The sequence below is a fragment of the Nodularia spumigena CCY9414 genome (assembly GCF_000340565.2).
GTDB classification, from domain to species: Bacteria; Cyanobacteriota; Cyanobacteriia; order Cyanobacteriales; family Nostocaceae; genus Nodularia; species Nodularia spumigena.
The window spans coordinates 2,702,147-2,725,151 of record NZ_CP007203.1 but is presented as its reverse complement, the minus strand read 5'-3'; the positions used below and the strand labels follow the sequence as shown (position 1 = coordinate 2,725,151).

At 39.4% G+C, this 23,005-nt stretch carries 4 protein-coding genes; all 4 read right to left on the bottom strand.

Annotation, left to right across the window (positions count from 1 at the left end; genetic code table 11):
* Positions 1-81: 81 nt before the first annotated feature.
* From NSP_RS11900 to NSP_RS11885, 4 genes are read right to left on the bottom strand one after another with little or no spacing between them, the layout of a single operon-like run.
* Positions 82-7,392 (bottom strand): non-ribosomal peptide synthetase, encoded by a 7,311-nt coding sequence (locus NSP_RS11900; RefSeq protein WP_006194152.1) that lies wholly within the window; start codon positions 7,390-7,392, stop codon positions 82-84.
* 51 nt (positions 7,393-7,443) lie between these two features.
* Positions 7,444-11,961: a type I polyketide synthase gene (locus NSP_RS11895; protein WP_006194151.1), complete on the bottom strand. Its 4,518-nt coding sequence runs from the start codon at positions 11,959-11,961 to the stop codon at positions 7,444-7,446.
* Between the two features lie 55 nt (positions 11,962-12,016).
* Positions 12,017-15,250, bottom strand: coding sequence for a non-ribosomal peptide synthetase (locus NSP_RS11890; protein WP_006194150.1), 3,234 nt, complete (start codon positions 15,248-15,250; stop codon positions 12,017-12,019).
* Positions 15,247-22,989 (bottom strand): non-ribosomal peptide synthetase, encoded by a 7,743-nt coding sequence (locus tag NSP_RS11885; protein WP_017804092.1) that lies wholly within the window; start codon positions 22,987-22,989, stop codon positions 15,247-15,249. Before NSP_RS11885 ends, NSP_RS11890 begins: the two co-directional genes overlap by 4 nt.
* Positions 22,990-23,005: the final 16 nt, after the last annotated feature.

The following is a 23,005-nucleotide window of genomic DNA, read 5'->3' as shown; positions in this document are numbered from 1 at the left end:
TTTTATGTTTCGCGCAGAGGCGCAGAGACGCAGAGAGGAGAAAGGAGAGATAGTTTGATTAAGAAATTATTTCCCCATCTCTTATTCTCCGCGCCTCTGCGTCTCTGCGTGCAATAAATCATCCTCTTCTAACTGTATTTTTTGAAGTAATATCTCTACTTCTTCATCTGAAAGTTCATCTAAATTTGCCAGTATTTTTTGAGGATTAATACGTTCAATAGGCTCAATTGTAATTTCTTGTCTTGTTTTCCACTGATATTTGAGTAATTCAGCTTGTGCTGTTAATGTAGGCTTGAGGAAAAATTCCCGAATGGGTAAATCAAGTTGGAGATTTTGCCGCATCTGAGTAATTATCTGAGTTGCTGATAATGAATTACCTCCTAATTCAAAGAAATTATTGTGAATACTTGAAAATTTTACATTTAAAATAGATTCCCATAGTTGAGCTAGTGCTATTTCTAATTCTGTAGAGGGAGGTATAATAGGCTGTTCAGACTGACTAAATTGATATTCTGGCTGAGGTAAAGCACGGCGGTCAATTTTGCCATTTGCTGTTAATGGTAGGTTTTCTAGGGGAATATAGAGGCTAGGTATCATATATTCTGGCAATCTTTGTTGGAGAAATTGCCTTATTTTTTGGGTAACTAATTCGGTTTTCGTGATTTTGTTTGAAGAAGTTTCTGGTGATAGCCAAATATTTTTCCAACTGGGATCGATAGTACCACCAACAAAACCATGCCAGAATATTTGCTGTTCATTTAAAGCAAAATATTCACGGATAGCATCAAATTCTAAATCACCAATTGGACACAAACCTAAGTTTTGATTTGGGGCGTTTTCCATTAATAATTGTCCGATATAACCTGCTTCTAGTAAACAGAAATCCCTGGATTTATCTCCGTAAACTGGTGAAATTGCTTGTAAGTCACCAATTAAAAATATAGAAAATGCTGATGCTGTAAAAATCTCTTGATTTATGCCATAGATACTACTATCAATATTTGTAGCATCACTTAAATAAATAAGTTGATGTTGTTGGGGATGGTAGTAGTAAAAACCAGCAGCTAAATTTTCAACTTGATGGGGTTTGATATAAATATATGTTTGGACTGGATATAAACTACCAGCAGAAGCATAGCGATATTTTGGCAGGGGAGAATTTTCTAATTGCTGCATTTGCAAACATTTCAAAAGTTCACCCAAGGCATTTAGAGGGACAGTTTCTGCTAAAAACTGTCGGTAACTTTGTCGCTGCAAATTGACTTGAGAAGTTTTACCACCAGGGAAAGCTACAGAATGCACCCCAGGAGCAAATTTTCTGATTCCCTTTTGTTGTAGTTTAAAATCAAGTTGAGAGGAAGAATTAAGTATGTTTTGGCTGACAATTACCTCTGGTTGTAACACTAAATAAGCAACTAACTGTTGTTGAAAGGATGTATTTCCCGCAGTTGTCACAACTGCTTGGTTTATAGCTGGATGTTGTTGTAAAGCTGCTTCAATTTCCCCTAACTCAATCCGGTAGCCATTAACTTTAACTTGAAAATCTTCTCTTCCTAAAAATTCTATTGTGCCATCAGGTAAGTAGCGTCCTAAATCACCAGTTTTGTAGAAAGTGCTGAGTGAGGGATGCTTTAATTTTGAATTGATTTGTTCCCAATTAATAAACTTTTCCGCCGTCAATTCTGGATTTTGCCAATAACCTTTAGCAACTCCTAAACCAGCGATGTAAATTGCGCCTATAGCCCAGATGGGAGATGGTTCAAGGGAATGATTAAGGACGTAAACCTGTTGATTACTGAGGGAATAACCATAAGGTATGCTTTTCCAATGAGGATCAATTTTATCTATGGGGTAGAAAATTGACCAAATAGATGCTTCTGTTGCACCACCTAAACTAATAATTTGCGGATGATTGAATTGGCTACGAATGCGTTCAGGTAATGTTAAAGGAATCCAATCACCACTGAGTAAAACTAAGCGGAGTGTCTGGTTTTGGGTGGGGGAGGAGTCGAGTAAAAGCTGCATCAGGGCGGGAACTGAGTTCCAAATTGTTACCTGATATTGGTTAATTAGCTGCATCCAGTGTGTGGGATCATTACCGCATTCTGGAATAACAATTGTTCCCCCAGCCGCTAAAATTCCAAAAATGTCATATACCGATAAATCAAAACTCAGGGATGATAGCGCCAAAATTCGGTCTTTTGCTGTCACGCCAAAGCGTTGATTAATATCTAATATTGTGTTGACTGCCCCTTGATGATCAATCATCACACCTTTGGGTGTTCCCGTTGATCCGGATGTGTAAATTACATAAGCTAAATCTGTGGGTTGTTGTCTTACTCCCTCTCCTTTGCAAGGGGAGGGCTGGGGTGGGGTATCAACACATATCCGAGTCAGATGATCAGCCCATTCTAAAGTTTTATCTAGCCAAGATTGGGTGAGTATAATTTGTGCTTGGGTTTCTTGCAGTAATTGCAAACGACGCTGTGCTGGTAATTGTGGATCTATGGGAACGTAGGCTGCACCAGAGGTGAAAATTGCTAAGGCTGCAACCACTTGTTCCCAACCCTTATCCATGACAATTGCTATTAATTGATTGGGAATGACATTTAAGTATTGTAATTGCTGGACGAGATCACAGACGCGATCGCTCACCTGTTGATAAGTTAAAGTTTGTTCTGTAGTAAAAATTGCTGGCTGGTTTGGTTGTTTTGCTACCTGCTGAAAAAATAGGGTGTGAAGGCAAAGGGAAGGCTGGGGGGCTGGGGGGCTAGGAAGTTGGGGAACGATTGTATCGGGTTCTACTAACTGTTTTAGGAAATTACAGTAGGAGTGGAACATTTCATCTAACATTCCTGGGGGGAAAAGTTCATCGATGGTGTCCCAATTAAATACTAATGCGCCTGCTACTTCTCCTACTTGATGGTCAAAATACACTTGAGAGGTTTGGCTGAGGCTGTATATTAAGTCACCTTGCCAATGGCGTTTATCTTCTCCTTGTTGATGATCTTGGGTGAGGGTACTAGTAAACACAACAGGCATCAGTGCCTCTGTCACTCGCTGTTGCTGACGCGCCAGTTGTCTGAGTACCTCTACACCACTGAAATAACGATGGTCTAAATCATCCCACAGTTGGGTTTGGATGCGGTGAGCTAGTTCGAGGAAATTGTGACACCCAGCACTAACAATTTCTATAAGTAGGGAAGCTGTGAAATCTCCGACAATTTGATTAACTTCGGGATGTAGGGGAAGGCGGTTAAATAAGGTCAGATTTAGGGTAAAATTAGGTTGCTTGCTCCAGCGTGAGAGAATTTTAGCAAAAGCAGCCAAAAGTATGCCTGATGGTGTAATTCCCGCTTCGCTGCCTTGCTGTTTAAGTTTTTGCCATTGGCTTGGGGATAAAGTACCACTGCGACGCGTGAAATGTGGTTCTGTAATTTTACCGAGTGGTTTAGTTAAAGGTAATTCCGGTGCAGGTGCTAAGGTGGCGAGGCGATTTTGCCAGTATGCTTGAGAACGCTGATAAATTGCTGATTCTCGTAATGTCTTTTCTGTGAGGACGTAATCTCGGAAAGTTAAACTGATGGGTGGTAACTCGATATCTGGATTTTCCAGAATTTGGACTAATTCTCTACCTAATAAGCGGAAACTCCAAGCGTCACCAATTAAAACATCAAAACTGATGCAGAAACGGATTTTGTTTTCATCTAATAAAATTGCTTGAATTTCAAATAAAGGGTAACTGTCTGTGGGGCGAATTTGATGGGAAAGGTTTTGGCGGATATCCTTAAGTGTAGAATCTACCCCCCTTAATCCCCCCTTGTAAATGGGGGAAACCGGAAAATCTAACTCCCTCCCTTTACCAAGGGGAGGGTTAGGGTGGGGTTGCAAATCTGTCACCGTAATTTTGAAATCCGGGACTTGTGATAAAATCTGTTGCTGTCCATCAGCTTGAACAATCACCCGCAGCATATCATGACGCTCAATTAATCGCTGCATTGCCATTTCTACCTGTGCAACCCTTAACCCCACTGTCTCAATTTCTTGATAACCGTGTGTAGCAATGTTACCCAACTCAAAAGCGGCGTTACGTCCGATGAGGTAGGCTTGCTGAATATCTGTCAGGGGAAAAGGTTGATAGCGTTCTTGGAGTTGGGGTTGAATTTTGGGTAATCCCAACTGAATTTCATGGCGCTGTAACTGGTCAATCTGTGCAGCTATACTGGCAATGGTGGGAAACTGAAATAAATACTTGAGGGGTAATTCTACCTGTAAGGATTCGTTAATTCTTGCTACTAACTGCATCCCCAGTAGGGAATGTCCACCCAATGTAAAAAAGTTATCGTTAACACCGATTTGCTCAACTTGAAGTATTTCTTGCCAAATTGCTGCTAATTTTTGCTCTGTAGGAGTGCGAGGTGCTACATAAACAATCCCTAATTTTAAAGATACTTGATCAACTGTGGGTAACGCCTTGCGGTCAATCTTACCATTGGGATTACGCGGCAGGGCATCCAAAGTCATGAAATGGGCAGGAATCATGTAATTTGGCAATTTATCTGCTAAATATTGCCGTAAATTTAGAATATTGATACTTTTAGGGGCAATATAAGCAACTAAATTTTTATCCCCTGATGCTTTTTCACTAGCAATAACTACAGATTCTTGAATTTCTGGATACTGACTGAGTAAAGCGTCAATCTCGCCTAATTCAATGCGATAACCCCGGATTTTTACTTGACTATCTAATCTACCCAAGTATTCAATGTTACTATCAGGAAGATAACGAACGCGATCGCCTGTTTTATAAAGTTGATTATTCCCCATTCCCCAATTAATAAACCTCTCGTCCGTCAATTCTGGGCGTTGCCAATATCCCCGTGCTAATCCTGCACCTGCAATATATAATTCTCCAGGCACACCAACGGGTACTGGTTGTAAATATCTATCTAAAATATAAACTTGAGTATTTGCAATAGGACGACCAATAGGAGGAGTAGAACTATTTGGGGTAATATCTTTCAGTTCTATGTAAGTAGAATAAGTAGTATCTTCCGAAGGTCCATAAAGGTTAAAGATTTGCTCAACGTGCGGGAGTTGTTGAAGTTGCTGTACCAATTTCCATGTCAGAGGTTCACCCGCTAAATTAACTGTGTTAACAGAATTAGGAATAGCATTGAATTGGAGAAGTTGAGTTACTGCACTGGGTACAGTATTAATTAACGTCACCTGATTTTTAGCCGCTAAATTCGGCAATTCCAGAGCATTTTCAGCCAAAATTACCTTACCACCCCGACACAGAGGGACAAAAATCTCAAACACCGATAAATCGAAACAGATAGAAGTAGCCGCCAACACCCCAGAAATCGCATCATCACTAAAAACCTCACGCGCCCAATACAATAAACAAACTGGACTGCGATGCTCAATCATCACCCCTTTAGGCTTACCCGTAGAACCCGAAGTATAAATCAAATAAGCCAAATTACCCGGAGTAACATCCGTCACAGGATTAGTAATAGGATATTCCCCAATATTCTCCCAATCAGCATCCAAACAAACAACCCTCCCAAACTCCTCTGTGCGCCTCTGCGTCTCTGCGTGAACTAACAAAATCCCTACTTTTGCATCATCCAAAATATACTGTAATCTCTCATCAGGATAAGCCGGATCTAAAGGTACATAAAAACCCCCAGCTTTGAGAATAGCTAACATCCCAATCACCATTTCCGGGGAACGTTCCAGACAAATTCCCACAGGAATTTCTGGCTTAACTCCCAAACCTTGTAAATAATGCGCCAGTTGATTAGCTTTAATATTAAGCTCTCGATAAGTAAAACATTCCTCACCAAAAATCAAAGCTATTTCATCAGGAGTTCTTTCAACCTGCGCTGCAAATAATTCATGAATACACTCATGGGTAGGATATTCCCGTGATGTCGCATTCCAATTAATTAATAATTCTTCTTCTTTAGCAGTCAATAAAAATAAATCTGATATTTTCCCATCAATATTTGTAACTATACTCTCTAAAAGAATCTGCCAATGTTCCGCCATTTGAGCAATAGTAGCAGCATCAAATAAATCTGTACTATATTCAAATTGTCCCTTAATTCCCTGGGGAGTGTCTTGTAAATTCAGACGTAATTCATATTTCGCCGTATCTTCCTGAAGCTGTAACCTTTCTAAAGTTAATCCTGCTAGTTGAGGTGGTTGTACTGTTGCTAGTTGTAAATCAAATTTCACCTGAAATAAAGGCATCATTTGATTGAGATGGCGTTCAGGGTTGAGGATTTCTACTAACTTTTCAAAAGGTAAATGTTGATGAGTAAAAGCAGACAGCGTTACTTCACGCACTCGCTTGATTAATTCCTTGATCGTGGGATTACTGCCTAAGTTAGTCCGTAATATTACAGTATTGACTAATAAACCAATGAGATTTTCTGTTTCCTGGCGATCGCGGTTAACAATATCTGTACCAATTAATAAATCTTCCTCTCCAGTGTAGCGATATAGCAATGCTTGAAAACTCGCTAATAGCAGCATGAATAGGGTGACATTTTCTTTGGCTGCTAAGGTTTTTAGTGCTTTGGAAAGAGACAAAGAGAGAGAAACTCTATACTGTGAACCTGAGTATGTAGATATATCTTTAGCAATAGTTGGTAGTTGTAAAACAGGTAATTCACCACCTAACTGCTTTAACCAATAATTAATTTGGTTTTCTAGAAATTCTCCTTGTAATTGTTGTCTTTGCCACAATACCCAATCAGCATATTGAATTGGTAAATCTGACAAGGGTGAAGCTTCTCCCTGTACATAAGCTGAATATAATAGAGAAATTTCTTTGAGAAAGACACCTACTGACCAACGATCAGAGATAATATGATGGGTTGTTATTAATAAAATATGTTCATCTTCAGCTAAACGAAAAAGGCTAGTTTTGAATAAAGGTTGAGTTAAATCAAAGGGTGTTTGTGCGGCTGTTAATGCTATTTTTTCGACTTCTTCATTTGTATCTATAATTTGTAATGAGATGGGTTGCCAAGGTTCGATAATTTGAATTGGTTGGTTTTCGTCATTGGTGGTGAAATAAGTTCTTAAAGTTTCGTGTCTTTTTCTGAGTTGGTTGATAGCTGATTCTAATGCGGATATTTGTAAATTTCCCTGCATTTTTAGGACACAGGGGACGTTATAAACATAACTATCTGGTTCTAGTTGTTGGATGAACCAGAGGCGTTGTTGGGCGAAGGATAGGGGGATGTTTTCTGTTTGGTTTCGTGGGGGAATTGTGGAGGATTGAGGTAAGGTTAATCCTTTTTGTTTGAGGCGACGTTCAAATAAGGCTTTTTGTTCTGGGGTGAGGTTTGAGAGGATTTGTGAGTAGTTAGACATTTTTTTTAACGCAGAGGTTCGCGGAGGTTAACGCAGAGGTTCGCGGAGTTTTTAAGAGTGGTTGTTGAGTTGTTGGAGGACTTGTTCTGGGGTGAGGGTTTGGATTTCTGTGAGTAGGGCTGTCATTTGTTCTAGGTTTTGGTTTTGGGTGGCGATAAATGCTGCTATTCCGGCGATGGTGGGTGTTTCGTATAGTAGGTTTCTCATTGATAGTTCGATGTTGAAGCGATCGCGTAATCGGGAAATGGCTTGAATGGCTAGTAAGGAATGTCCGCCTAAGTCGAAGAAGCTATCGTTAATTCCAATGGGAGAAATTCCTAATAATTCTTGCCAAATTTGCGCGATCGCTGTTTCAATTTCGTTACGGGGTTCAATATATTCGTTTGTTGGCTGGGAACGGGTGTGGGTGCTATCGGTTTCTTTTTTGGTTTTAATTGGGGTGTTTGTTACCCACTGTTCTAAACGTTTGTATAAGTCGGCTTTAGTCACTACAACTGATTCTGGTAAACCCAATTTGATAATATGTTGGGTAGCTTTCCATACTTCTTCTGGTGTGAGTGCTAATGTTGCTAAATCACCCCATCCGCCCAAATTATCTCCCTCCCCTTTATAAGGGGAGGGTTGGGGTGGGGTATCATCACTACGACAAGCATCCCAATTAATGCTAATCCAGGGGAATTTGCTATTTTGATTTTGTTCCACGGCGAACATATCAATTACAGCATTCGCCCCAGCGTAAGCGGCTAAACCTAAACCACCTAACACGCTGGAAAGGGAAGATTGCAATACACAAAAATCTAGCGGTTTATCGCGCAAAACTTCAGCTAAAACCGATAATCCTTGTACTTTAGTATGATAGTTATATTCCCAATGTTTTACAGTTAGTTGGGGTAAGAATGCCATTGAATGTTCATTACTCATGGGTGTGGAGTAGAATACACCATTTAGTTGTCCAAATTTTTCCTCAGCTAGAGCAATTGCATTTTCTAATTCTGGCTGTTTGGTAATATCTACATTGAGATGAAAGTAGTCAATCCCAGCATGATCTAAAGTTTGTATCAAAGTTTCAGGAATAACATCACTTAGTACAACTAACCGGGCTGACATTTTTATTAAGAACTCAGCAAAAATTTTTCCTAAACCTGTTGTCAAATCTCCTAAAATTACATAAGTTCCTCCTTCCCGTAAAGAGATTTTTGATGTTGAATCATCTATTAACAAGGGTTTAAAAATCTGATTCCAGCGATAATTACCCCGATAAGCAACTTGCTGTGTCAAGATCCCCGACTTCTTTAAGAAGTCGGGGATCTGATTCTGATGACTAATATTTAAACAATCTGTAATTAATTGTTGGGCGACTTGTTTTTTATTTGTCTTAACTGTGCTTGGTAATGAAATATCAACACAGCGACAAGTTAATTGTGGTATTTCTTGAGAAATCACCTTACCCATACCCCAAAATGTTGCTTTCATGGGGTGGATATTTTCATTTCCTAACACCAATTGCCCATCATTCGTGACTAGCATTAATGTTATTGCTTGCTCAATTGATTGCGAGTGAATTGCTTGTGCTAGATATAATAAACTGATAGGTTGCTGTTGTGAATCAGTTAAATCCCATAAATATAGAATCTGGTGAGGAATTAATTCTCGCAATTCTAAATCTAACCATAACTCGGAAAAATCCTCTGGGCGTTGGGGATTAACTGTAAAAGTACGATATGCGGGTTGGTCGTATTCTTCACCCCTGTTAACAATAATTACATCTTGTCCAGCAGCTTGCAGAGTATTAATTATTTCTGTGCTGATACCGTGATTATCCGCAAACACCAGCCAAGATAGTCGTTTTTCAGCTATATCTACCTGAGTCTGGGGTAAACTACGCTCCCAAGAAGACATATAAAACTGGGGACTGGGGAGTGGAGACTGGATGAATTTTTGCTCATCTGCTTTCACATCAATCCAGTAACGCTGACGTTGAAAAGGATAGGTAGGTAGTGATAAACGTTGACGCTGTTCGTGAGTATAAAACTTTGCCCAATCAATTGATACACCTGCTAACCAGAGTTCACCCAAGGTTTGCAATAAAAATTCTACATCCGATTGCGTATCTTGAGGATGAGGCAGGGAGGATAAAATTTTGTTGCTGTTAGTTTGTTGTTTGGCTAAGGTAGAAAGTGTCCTTCCTGCTCCTACTTCCAGTAAAATCAGATCAGGTTCTGTTAATAGTTCTTTGATTCCTGTTGCAAACTGAACAGGTTGACGTAAGTGATTTCCCCAGTAGTGAGGATTAGTTGCTTGCTCTGGTGTAATCCAAGTACCAGTAACATTAGAAATAAAGGGAATTTGTGGGCTTTGCAGTGTAATTCTCTGGAAAGCTGCAATAAATGGATGAATAATTTCTGCCATTAAGGGTGAATGGAAAGCGTGAGATGTCTGCAATTTGCGACAGGATATTTCCTGTTGATTTAAATTGTGTTCTAACTGAATAATTTCCGCTTCAGCACCAGATACTACACATAAATCTGGTGCGTTGTATGCTGCTATAACTAAATTATCGGTTAATAGAGGTTGTAATTGATCTGCTGACATTCCTACCGAAAGCATTCCCCCAGTAGGACATTGCTGCATTAAACGACCACGCAATGTTACTAATTCTAAGGCATCGGAGAGAGAAAAGACACCAGCTAAGGTTGCGGCTACATATTCGCCAATACTATGACCAATCATCGCTTGTGGTTGAATACCCCAAGATATCCACAGTTGAGCTAAAGCGTATTCAATTACAAACAATGCTGGTTGTGCTATTGATGTCTGCTTGAGTTGTTCAGAGTCTTGTGAATAAATTTGCGATCGCAAATCTAACTGCAAATCATGCTTTAATAATTCACAGCAATGATCTATTTGTTCTCGAAATACAGTTTCCGTATCATATAGTTCCTTAGCCATATTAACATATTGACTACCTTGACCAGGAAACATGAAAGCAATACTTGGAAGTTTTTCTGAGGTAGCACGAATATCTTTTGTCTCTCTGACTAAAACTTGCGCTGCTGCTTCTGTGGTTTGACACAACACCATCCGGCGATATGCAAAATGTTGTCGTCCTATGTGGAGGGTATAAGCAATATCTGCAAGATTTAATTGTGGATGCTTTTGTAAATGTGTAGCCAGATTAATTATTGCTTGCTCAAGTGCTTTTTCACTTTTAGCTGATAAACATAACAGATGATAATTGCTTTTGACTTTTGACTTTTGATTTTTGAATTGTATTGGTGCTTCTTCTAGAATTACATGGGCGTTTGTCCCACCAATACCAAAGGAACTTACACCAGCGCACCGGGGGGTTTTGTCTGTTTCCCAATCAACTAAATTGGTGTTGACATAAAAGGGGGTTTGAGAAAAATCTATTTGAGAATTTGGTTGTTTAAAATGTAAACTTGGGGGAATTTGTTTGTGTTTAAGTGCTAATACAGTTTTAATTAAACTTGCAATTCCCGCAGCTGCATCTAAATGTCCAATATTGGTTTTTACCGACGATATGGAACAAAAACCGTTTGTCTTTGTTCCCTCACGAAAGGCTTGAGTTAAAGCCGCAATTTCAATGGGATCACCTAATGCTGTTCCTGTTCCGTGGGTTTCAATATAACTAATATCTGTTGGTTCTACTTCAGCTACTGCTTGGGCGGTACGAATGACTGCTGCTTGAGTATCAATTCTTGGTGCTGTGTAGCTAACTTTAAAACCACCATCATTATTAATTGCTGAACCTTTAATTACAGCATGAATATAGTCGCCATCGTCAATAGCTTCTTGTAACCGTTTCAAAACAACGATACCCAAACCACTACCAGCAATTGTTCCTTGAGCATCAGTATCAAAGGCTCGACAATGGCCATCGGGTGAATAAATTCCTCCTTCTTGGTATAAGTAACCTGTGGTTTTTGCTAAGGATACACCCCCGGCCAATGCTATATCGCATTCACCACTTAATAAGTTTTGACAGGCTACATGAACTGCTACTAAGGATGTGGAACAAGCTGTTTGAATATCTAAACTTGGCCCGCGTAAATTTAATTTATAAGATACTCTGGTGGTGAGAAAATCTTTATCGTTGCCGAGAAATAGCTGATAACGACTAACTTGATTTTGAATTTCTGGGTTTGATACTAAGTTGAATAAATAGCTATTCATTCCTGCACCGGCATAGATTCCGATGGCTCCAGGGTAGGTTTCAGAATTGTATCCAGCGTCTTCTAGGGCTGACCAAGCACATTCTAAAAATAATCGCTGCTGTGGGTCGATAATTTCGGCTTCTCTGGGGTTGAATCCAAAGAAGTTAGCATCAAAATATTCGATATTATCTATTATGCCTTGTTTTTTTACATAATTGGGATTTTTTAATAGTTCAGGATTTACGCCGTTTTTTAGGATCTGTTCGTCGGTTAAGTCGCTGATTGATTCTACTTTGTTGCAGAGGTTTTGCCAATATTTTTCTAAGTTGTTAGCACCTGGGAATTTAGCGTTCATGCCGATTATTGCTATTTCTAATTCTGTGGGGTTTTTCATATATTTTTTTTAAACGCAAAGGGGCGCGGAGGTTAACGCAAAGGTACGCGGAGGTTTAGGTTTTTAGTCTGGTTTGTCTTTGTTGGAGGAGTCTTTGTTTACCGTTTTGTAATTGAGCAATTCTTGATTTTGTTTCTGGGTCGGGTGAGGGGGTTTTTTGAGTTAAATATTTTGCTAGGGCGTTAATTGTGGGGTGGCGGAATAGGTCTACTAGGGGAATGTTTTGATTGAGTTGGAGGTGTAGTTGTCCCTGCATTCTCACTATTAATAAGGAGTGTCCTCCTAAGTCGAAGAAGTTATCATGAATACTCAGATTTTCTATGGTTAGCAGTTCTCTCCAAATTTTGGCGATGGTTTGCTCAATTTCGGTCTGCGGTAGCACTAAGGTTTTACTCACGGCTAAACGCAAGTTATTTGCTGTTGGTAATGCTTTGCGGTTAATTTTACCGTTGGGTGTTAAAGGTAATTTTTCTAGTTCTATAAATGCGGCCGGGATCATATATGTGGGTAGTTTTTCTCCTACGTAGGAGCGTATTTCTGTGAGGATGATCTCGGTTCTGGGGACTATGTAGGCTACTAAGTGAGGTTCTTGTTCTCTGAGTGTTACTACTGCTTGGGTGACTGCGGGATGTTCTGTTAATACTGCTTCTATTTCTCCTAGTTCAATGCGAAATCCTCTAATTTTGATTTGATTATCTAGTCTACCCAGGTATTCGAGTTTACCATCTCTTAGGTAGCGGACGCGATCGCCTGTTTTGTAGAGGGTGTATTCACGCAGAGGCGCAGAGGCGCAGAGAGGAGGAGTTTTAAGGAGAAATTTTTCTGCTGTTAGGTCTGGGCTTTGCCAATATCCTTTGGCGACTCCTGCACCACTAATATATAATTCTCCTGGTACTCCTATGGGGAGGGGTTGTAAATGCTGGTCGAGGACGTAAAATTGGGTGTTGGCTATGGGATGACCTATGGTGACTGGTTGATCTATACTGAGTTTTTGGGCTGCTGACCAAATTGTTGTTTCTGTTGGCCCGTATAGGTTCCAGACTTCTTGACTACAACACAGCAACTGTTGCGCTAGGGTGTTATCTAATGCTTCTCCACCACAGAGGATTTTTAAGTCTGCTTTTCCACGCCAACCACTGGTTATTAGTAACCTCCAAGTAGCGGGTGTGGCTTGCATGACGGTAATTTGATTTTGTTCTATGCAGGTTGCAAGTTGAGTGGGGTCAAGGGTTTGGGGCGCTAATACGATTTGTGCGCCGGCAATTAAGGGGAGAAATAATTCTAAGGCGGCGATGTCAAAGGCGATGGTGGTTATTGCTAATAGTTTGTCATTAGGGGTAATTGATAATCGTTGTTTCAGGTCTGTTAAAATGTTGAGGAGCGATCGCCCTTCAATCATGACTCCTTTTGGTTTCCCTGTTGAACCAGATGTATAAATTAAATAAGTTAGTTGTTCTGGTGTTACTTTAACTTGTGGGTCAAAGATTGGCTGTTGATTAATATTTTCCTCTAATTCATCGAGGTTAATTGTTGTTAATCTATCAGTAATAATACTATTTAAAGATGTTTGTGCAAGTAATAATATTAACTCTGCATCTGCCATCATGAAACGCAGACGTTCTGGGGGGAAGGTGGGATCTAGCGGGATGTAAGCGGCTCCGGCTTTGAGGATACCGAGTAAGACTATAATCAATAGTGGTGATGAACGCTCTAAATAAACTCCAATTCTGGCTTCTGGTTTGACTCCCAGTTGTAATAAAAAATAGGCGATTTGGTTGGATTTAGCGTTTAATTCGGCGTAAGTTAGGGTTTTATCTGCAAATACAACTGCTGTCGCGTCTGGTGTTTGTTGCGCTTGCTGACTAATGATTTCATGGACGCATTGCTGGGGAATTTCCTGGGTTGTGGCGTTCCAGTCAATGAGTATTTGCTGTTGTTGGGCGGGACTGAGAATTGGTATTGCGGCTAAAGTAACATCTCCCTGTGTCATTGCTAACAACAGTGTTTCTAGCTGTTCTAAAATTTGGGTGATAGTGGTATGGTGATAGCGATCGCGATCGTATAAAAGTCTTAAAGAAAGCTGAGAATCTACTGTTGCATACAGCGTCAGAGGATAATTAGTCTGTTCTATAGCTTGAATATTACGAATCTCCAGAGAATCCAAGGATTGTTTCAGGGCGGGTTCAATGGGATAATTTTCAAACACCACCAAAGTTTCAAACAGTGGTAAAGAGTGTGAAACTTCACTCCAGCGATGAATATCCACTAAAGAACAATATTCATATTCTCGTATTTCTACTTGCTGCTGTTGTAACTTTTGAAACCATTTATATAACGACTCTTCAGGTGATACTAATACCCGGAATGGTAAAGTATTAATAAATAATCCCACCATTGTATCAGCACCATTCAGCGAACTGGGACGACCAGCACTAACGGTAGCAAATAAAACATCTTTTTCCCCACTATAGCGACTTAATAACAACGCCCAAGCACCTTGGACAAAGGTATTGATGGTTAATTGTTGTTGTTTGGCTAGAGTTTGCAGTTTTTTAGTTAATTCGACTGAAAGTTGAATATTTTGCTCACTATAATGGCTATGTAAATTATCTGGACGAACATCTCTATTTTGCTCAATATTTAGTTTGGTTGGAGACAGAAAACCCTGTAATTGCTGTTTCCAAAAAACCTCAGCTTCCGCCAAGTTTTGTTGCTGTAACCAAGCGATATAATCTCGATAACGGCGTGGGTTTGCTAAAACGGGTGTTTGTTGTTGGCTATATGCTTGATAAATAACTATAAATTCTTTTAAAAGAACCTGTACTGACCAACCATCTAATAATAAATGGTGATAACTCCAGACAAATTGATAAACTTTATTTGTTAATTTTATGAGCGTTATTTGCATCAAGGGTGCTTGAGACAAATTAAAGCCCTGTTCTCGCTGTTTTTGTAGTAATGCTTTTAAAGATTCCTGTTGTTTATCACCAGTAAAATTACACCAATCAAGATGAGATATAGAAAACTCTACCTGCTTACCAACTACTTGTAAAGGCTTTTCTAACTTGTCCCAAACATAAGCTGTCCGTAAAACCGGATAACGATTAATTAAATATTGCCAAGTAGCATCAAAAGCCCGAATATTTAAACTTCCATGTAACTCATAACTGACCTGTACCACATAAGCACCAGAATTAGGCGCGTACAGGCTATGAAATAACATACCCTGTTGCAAAGGTGAGAGGGGATAAATATCTTCTATATTTTGGCGATTTAAGTTAGTATTCATTCCACACCCTCCGCTTCAAAACTAATCATCCCCATCACTAAATCTAAAGTATCCTGATTTAAATTACCTAACTCAAAATCAGAAGGTGTGTAACCTCCGATATTAGGTAAACGACAGTGATTAATAATTTCTTTTAATCCTTGCTGAAAATTGTTTGCTAATTGTGCAATAGTTTTCTGTTGATACTGTTGCCGACTATATACCCAATCAAACTGTAATTTACCTTCGCGGATAAACCCAATAATTTCTATAGCATAGCGTCGAGTTTGTTGTTTATCTTGGGTTGTAATTTCTGGTAAGGGTAGCCATTGAAATTTTCCATTATCTAAACCTAAATCTAATTGTCCTAAATAGTTAAAACTAATCTCAGCTTGGGGTAAATTCTGCAACTTCTCTGAAATTTCCCCGTTGTGAAGATAGCGCAAGATTCCATAATTAAATCCTTGGTTTGGGACTGTGCGTAATTGTTCTTTAATACCCTTAAGCATTTCACCCCAGTCATCACTAGACTTTTGTAATAAACAAGGATAAATTGCCGTAAACCATCCCACAGTTCGAGAAATATCTATATCTTCACCCGGAAAATTACGTCCATAACCTTCTAAATCAACCAACACCAAAGGATTATTTATCCAGTTTGATATAGTAGACGTTACAGCCGTTAATAAAACATCATTAACTTGCGTATTGTAGACCGGAGGAACTTCTGTTAGCAAACCTTGTGTATCTTCCACAGAAAGTTTTATAGTCACAGTCTCAACATCAGCCACCTGATTACTACCATCAGAATAATCGATGGGTAATAGTTTAACTTCTGTATAATTCCTTGATAACCAATATGTTAATTCCTCCTTGAGATATTCCGTCTGAGCATAATCATGTAATTTCTCAGACCAACTTAAAAAAGAAATCGTCTTAGCAGGTAAAACAATCCTCTTCCCGACTAAAACCTGTTGATATACAGTTTGAAAATCCGCCAACAAAATCCGCCAAGAAACCCCATCAACAACCAAATGATGAGCAACAATTAATAACTTAGAAACCTCACCCAAATCAAAATGAACTACCCTCAATAAAGGAGCATCACCAATATTTAAACTAGCCTGTATTTCACCAGCAACATCTTGAATAACTCTATTCTGCTCACTCTCATTAAAACCTGATAAATCACAAAAAACCAGAGGAAAATCCTCTAACTCAACAATTTCTCCTCCTATATCTCTCTCTGCGCCTCTGCGCCTCTGCGTGAATAAATCCCCACTTACAAATTGACACCGCAACATATCATGATGCAGCAATAAATATTTGATGGTATCAACCAGAACTTGCTGTTGTAACTTCTCAGAACACTCTAAAAACACCGCCTGATTAAAATGATGTTGATTCACCAACTCCTGTTCAAAAAACCAATATTGAATCGGGGTCATTAATACAGCACCAGTAATCATACCCTGCGGCGGTAGAATTGATTCATTAGAAATAACAACTGCTGCAAGTTCAGCAATAGTTTGATGTTGAAAAATCTGCTTATGACTTAACTTTAATCCTACCTGATTAGCACGACTAATTAACTGAATTACCACAATTGAATCGCCACCAAGTGCAAAGAAATTATCATAAATACCCACTTGGGACAAATTCAAAACTGATGACCAAACTTCTGCTAATTTCGCTTCTATATCAGTACGCGCTATACTTCCATCTGGAAAACTTGTAATTTCTATTGCTGGTAATTTCTGTCTATCTACCTTACCGTTAGTTGTCAGAGGTAGACTTTCTAAAGAAACAAAAAAGTGAGGAATTAAATAATCAGGAAGACGTTCTTGTAAAAAATCTCTGAGATTATCTGGTGTACTATCTAAAGGTATAAAGTAGGCTATAAGTTGTTTTTCACGAGTAATAACTACACATTCTTTTACTGCTGGATGCTGATTTAATACTGCTTCAATTTCACCCAACTCAATGCGAAACCCCCGGATTTTTACTTGGTTATCTAATCTGCCTAAGTATTCAATTGTACCATGAGGAAGGTAGCGGGTGCGATCGCCTGTCTTATATAAGGGAGTGGGGAGTGGGGAGTGGGGAGTAGGGAAAGGATGCTGAATAAACTTTTCGGCTGTTAAATCTGGTTGATTTAAGTAACCACGCGCCAGTCCATCACCGGCAATATATAATTCACCTGGAACTCCTACAGGTAAAGGGTTGAGGTGCTTATCCAGAATATAAACTTGTGTATTATTGATAGGGCGACCGATAGGAACAGTATTCCCCTGACAGATATCGGTAACACTATGACAACAGGTAAAGGTAGTATTTTCTGTAGGACCGTAACCGTTAATTACACGACATTCAGGATGAGTTTGCAGCAATTTGTTAATATGAACCGCAGATAAAACATCACCACCAGCTATTAATTGTTTAACTGATTTCAAACTTTCAATATGTTCATCCACCATCAGATGAAATAAGCCGGCGGTTAACCACAAAGTAGTAATTTGGTAATCTGTAATAGCCTGTGCAATTTCTGCTAATGTGGGCTGTTGACTAGATAAAATTACCAAACGACTACCATTTAACAATGCTCCCCAAATTTCAAATGTAGAAGCATCAAAAGCTATGGGTGCTGCTTGAAGTAAGCTTTCATCAGCACTTAAATCTATATAATTGCAATCTTTGACGAGTCGCACTACACCACGATGGGGGATACATACACCCTTGGGAACTCCTGTAGAACCAGAGGTGTACATGACGTAGGCGAGATTTTCTGGTGTGCTTTGGTTGACTGGGTTGGTTGTGGGGTAATGTCCTAGATTTGCTGTGTCTGTATCAAAGCAGAAGATGGATAAATCGGGTAATTGGGGAATGTGCTGCTGTTGGGTAAGTAGTACCTGTATTTGAGCATCTTCAATTAAAAATTCTAGACGTTCTTGGGGATAAGTAGGATCTAAGGGAACATAGAAACCGCCAGCTTTGAGGATTGCTAAAATAGCAATGATAAAATATAGGGAACGGTAAACGCAAATTCCTACGGCTATTTCTGGCTGAACTCCTAAATATTTGAGATGATATGCGAGTTGATTAGCTTTGGCGTTGAGTTCTGAGTAAGTAATTTTTTGATGATTACAAATAACTGCAATTTCATCACCAAATTTTGCGACTTGCTGCTCAAATAATTCTTGTATGCAATCAGTTATGAGATTTATTGGCGAAGTACCAAAACTAATGATTTGCTGAAGTTCTCCCGCACTCATCAAAGATAAATCGGAGATTTTTGGACTCGGTTGAGAAGTCATCCCTAGCAAAATATTTTGGAAATGTTCTGTAAAACGGTGAATCGTTGTTTCTGTAAATAAATCACAGTTATATTCCCATTTACCTTGTAAACCTGCGTCTGTTTCCGCAATCATTAAGGTGAGGTCAAATTTTGCTGTACCGCCATCAATTTCTAAGGGACTCCAACACAACCCAGGAATTTCTATTGATTGGGTTGGTGCATTTTCCGCTACCAGCATAACTTGAAATAAGGGTGAGTGACTCAAAGAGCGCGCCACGTTCAACCCTTCCACTACCTGCTCAAATGGTACATCTTGATGGCTATATGCAGATAACACCATTTCCCGCACCCGTGGTAATAATTCCGCCACGGTGGGATTATCTTCTAGGGAAATCAACAGTGCAAAAGTATTGACAAAAAAGCCAATTAATTCATCAGTTCCAGGATAATGACGATTAGCTACAGGACTACCAATGACGATTTTTTCTTGTTGACTATAGCGATGCAACAAGATACTTAACGCCGAAAACATTACCATAAATAATGTAGTATGCGTTTCTTGACCAAGTTGTTTAATTTTCTCGGTTAATTCCCCAGATATGATAAAACTGTGTCGCTGACCTCGAAATGTTTGAATAGCTGGACGAGGATAATCTGTAGGTAATTCTAATAGTTCTGGTGCTGACTCTAATTGTTGTCGCCAATATTCCAGTTGATAGTTAAATTTATCATTTTGCGACCTCTGCCAAGCGGCAAAATCAGCATACTGAATTTTTAATGGTTGTAGAGGTGAGAGTTTTCCTTGAGAAAATGCTTGATATATAGTCGCCATTTCCTGCGCGAATACATTAATTGACCAACCATCAGTAATAATGTGGTGCATGGTTAGTAATAAGATATATTCGTGATTGTTTAAGTATAATAATTTGGCGCGTAAAAGTAGACTTTCTGCTAAATTAAATGTTTGCTGACTTTCTTCTTTTGCAAGTTTTTGTTGTTGAGATAAAGGAAGAAAACTTAAATCTACAATTGGGATATTTATATCTATTTCCGGTTTAATTACTGCTACACCTTGACCATCTACATTTAAAAAGTTGGTACGCAATACTTCATGGCGCTGAATAATTTCTTTGAAACTTTCTGTCAGCACATCAACATTCACATCACCAGTAAGTCGTAAAGCGGTCGCTACGTTGTAGGATGGGTTTTCAGGTTCAATTTGTGCCAGCATCCACAAGCGTTGTTGAGCAAAGGAAAGCAAAGATTTACCCCCCTTAGTCCCCCCTTGTAAAGGGGGGAGACTGGAAATCATGTTCCCTCCCCTTTCCAAGGGGAGACTGGAAATCATGTTCCCTCCCCTTTCCAAGGGGAGGGTTAGGGTGGGGTAATTAAACTCAACAAATCGAGAGGAATTAATTAACGTTGCTAATTCAACAATTGTCGGGTTTTCAAATATTTGTCGTAAAGAAATATCCACCCCAAATACTTGTTGAATTTGGGAAACCAAACGAATAACTAATAGTGAATGACCACCCAAAGTAAAGAAATTATCTGTAATTCCCACTGAGGTTAAATTTAATATACTTTGCCAAATACTCAGCAGTAATTCTTCTGTGGGTGTGCGTGGTGCAATTGTCTCTGATGATGTTTTGAATTGTGGCTTTGGTAATGTACGACGGTCAACTTTACCGTTAGGAGTGAGCGGTAGTGCATCTAAGGTGATAAATTGGGAAGGAATCATGTAATCTGGCAGATGCTTTGCCAAATATTGCCGCAAATCTGTTATTTCTGGATTTTCTGAGACAATATAAGCAACTAACCGCTTATCTTCAGATGTATCTTCAGTCACCACTACAACAGATGTCTGTACCTCTGGATGTTGACTGAGTAACGATTCTATTTCACCTAATTCAATCCTAAATCCCCGAATTTTTACTTGGTTGTCTATTCTTCCTAAGTATTCAATTGTACCATCTGGGAGGTAACGGGTGCGATCGCCTGTTTTATATAGGGTATTCTCACGCAGAGGCGCAGAGGCGCAGAGAGGAGTTTTGAGGAGAAATTTTTCTGTTGTCAATTCAGGACGGTTTAAGTAACCTCTGGCGACTCCCGCACCAGCAATGTATAGTTCTCCAGGTACACCGATGGGAACGGGTTGTAAATGTTGATCAAGGATGTAAAATTGGGTGTTGGCGATGGGATGACCAATGGTAACAGGTTGATTATGGGTAAGTTTTTGTGCTGCTGACCAAATAGTGGTTTCCGTCGGTCCGTAAAGATTCCAAACCTCTTGACCAGATAATAACAACTGCTGTGCTAAAGACTGATCCAAAGTTTCCCCACCGCAGAGAATTTTTAAATCTGCTTTACCAGTCCAACCATGCGCGATAAGTAAACGCCAAGTAGCCGGGGTTGCTTGCATCACAGTGATTTGCTGCTGTTCGATAATAGCTGCTATCTGCAAGGGGTCAACCAAAGCTGTTTGCGGTGTTAAAATAACTCGCGCTCCGACAATTAAAGGCAAAAACAACTCTAAAGCTGCAATATCAAAAGCAATAGTCGTAATTGCTAACCAATGGTCTGTACAAGATATTCCTAACTGCTGTTGTAAAGCCGTGATAGTATTTGTGAGCGATCGCTGTTCAATCATTACCCCCTTCGGTTTACCCGTAGAACCAGAAGTATAAATTACATAAGCCAAACTTGCTGCCGTGACATCACTGATAGGATTCTCAATAGATTGTAGTGCGATCGCCTCCCCATCAGCATCCCAACAAACAACCCTCCCTTCCTCCTTTGCGTCTTTGCGCCTTTGCGTGAGCATTACCTCCACCTGAGCATCCGCCAAAATCCACCTCAAACGCTCATCAGGGTAAGTTGGATCTAAAGGTAAATAAACACCACCCGCCTTGAGAACTCCTAACAGAGAAATGATCATTTCTGGGGAACGTTCCAAACAAATTCCCACAATAGTTTCCGGTTTTACCCCCAACTGCTGCAAATAATGCGCCAGTTGATTAGCTTTATGATTAAGTTCTCTATAAGTCCAACATTCCTCACCAAAAACCAACGCAATTTCATCAGGTGTTCTTTCCACCTGCGCCTCAAATAGCTGATGAATGCACTGATTTGGATACGCTTGTGTGGTTTGATTCCACTTTTTTAATATTAATTGTCTTTCCTGGGTAGTTAATATTGATATTTGTGCAACCCTTTGCTCAGGATCATTCACCATTGACATTAGCAAAATTTCCAAATGTCCTAAAAGACGCGAAATCATTGCTGCATCAAAACAAGAAACATCATAACTAACTTTAAATAACAACTCCTGCCCAGGAATTACTGTTAATGTCAGAGGATAATTTGTTTTTTCAAATCCTTGAGTATCTTCAATTTGGAGAGTCTGATCAAAAGTTTTGATTATTGATTCTATAGAAACTGGATAATTCTCAAATACCAGCAAACTCTCAAACAAAGGTGTACCGCGAGGGACGGAACTCCAACCTTGAATATCTACCAAAGAACTATAACTATATTGTTCTCTTTCTACCTGTTCCCCTTGCAATTGTTGCAGCCAAGGTATGATTTGCCTCTCTCCATCTACATCAACCCGCACGGGTAAAGTATTAATAAATAGTCCAACTATCTTTGCTACTTGCGGTAATTCTGGAGGACGACCGGAAACAGTAGTACCAAATATAACATCATTCTCATCGCTATAACGGCTTAATAATAACGCCCAAGCTCCTTGTACTAAGGTATTGAGGGTGAGACGATGCTGACGGACAAAGTTTTGTAATGTTTCAGTTTGTTGACTGTTGACTTTTAACTTTTGACTGAGAATTGAGGATTGGTTATTTTCTCTATTCCCCAAAACTGTGGGTGCTGTAAAATCTTGAAGATGCTTGCGCCAATAATTTTCCGCTTGTTCTGGGTTTTGTTGCTGTAGCCAAAGAATATAATTACTGTAAGGTGTAGGAGGTGGTAATATTAAATCCTGCTCTTGACAAAATGCTTTATATAGTGTAAAGACTTCTGTTAATAAAATACCGTTACACCAACCATCCATGAGTAAATGATGGTGACTCCAGATAAACTGGTATTTATTAGCTTCTAAGCGAATCACAGCACAGCGCATTAAGGGAGGTTGCTGTAAATCGAAACCACAATTACAGTCACTCTCTAAAAACTCAGTTAATTTAGCTTCTTTTTCAGTAACTTTTAAACCACACCAGTCTAACTTTTGCCAAGGTAAATCCACAGAATCATACACCACCTGAAGTGGTTTTTCTAACTCTGAATAGTGAAAAGCAGTCCGCAGCACCGAATGACGCTTAACTACACCTTGCCAAGCTTGACGGAAAGCTGCTAAATTTAAATCGCCACGAATCAGACAACTACGCTGCTCAAAATATACCCCCGAATTGGGAGCATATAGGGTATGAAATAACATTCCCGCTTGCATGGGAGAAAGTTCGTAG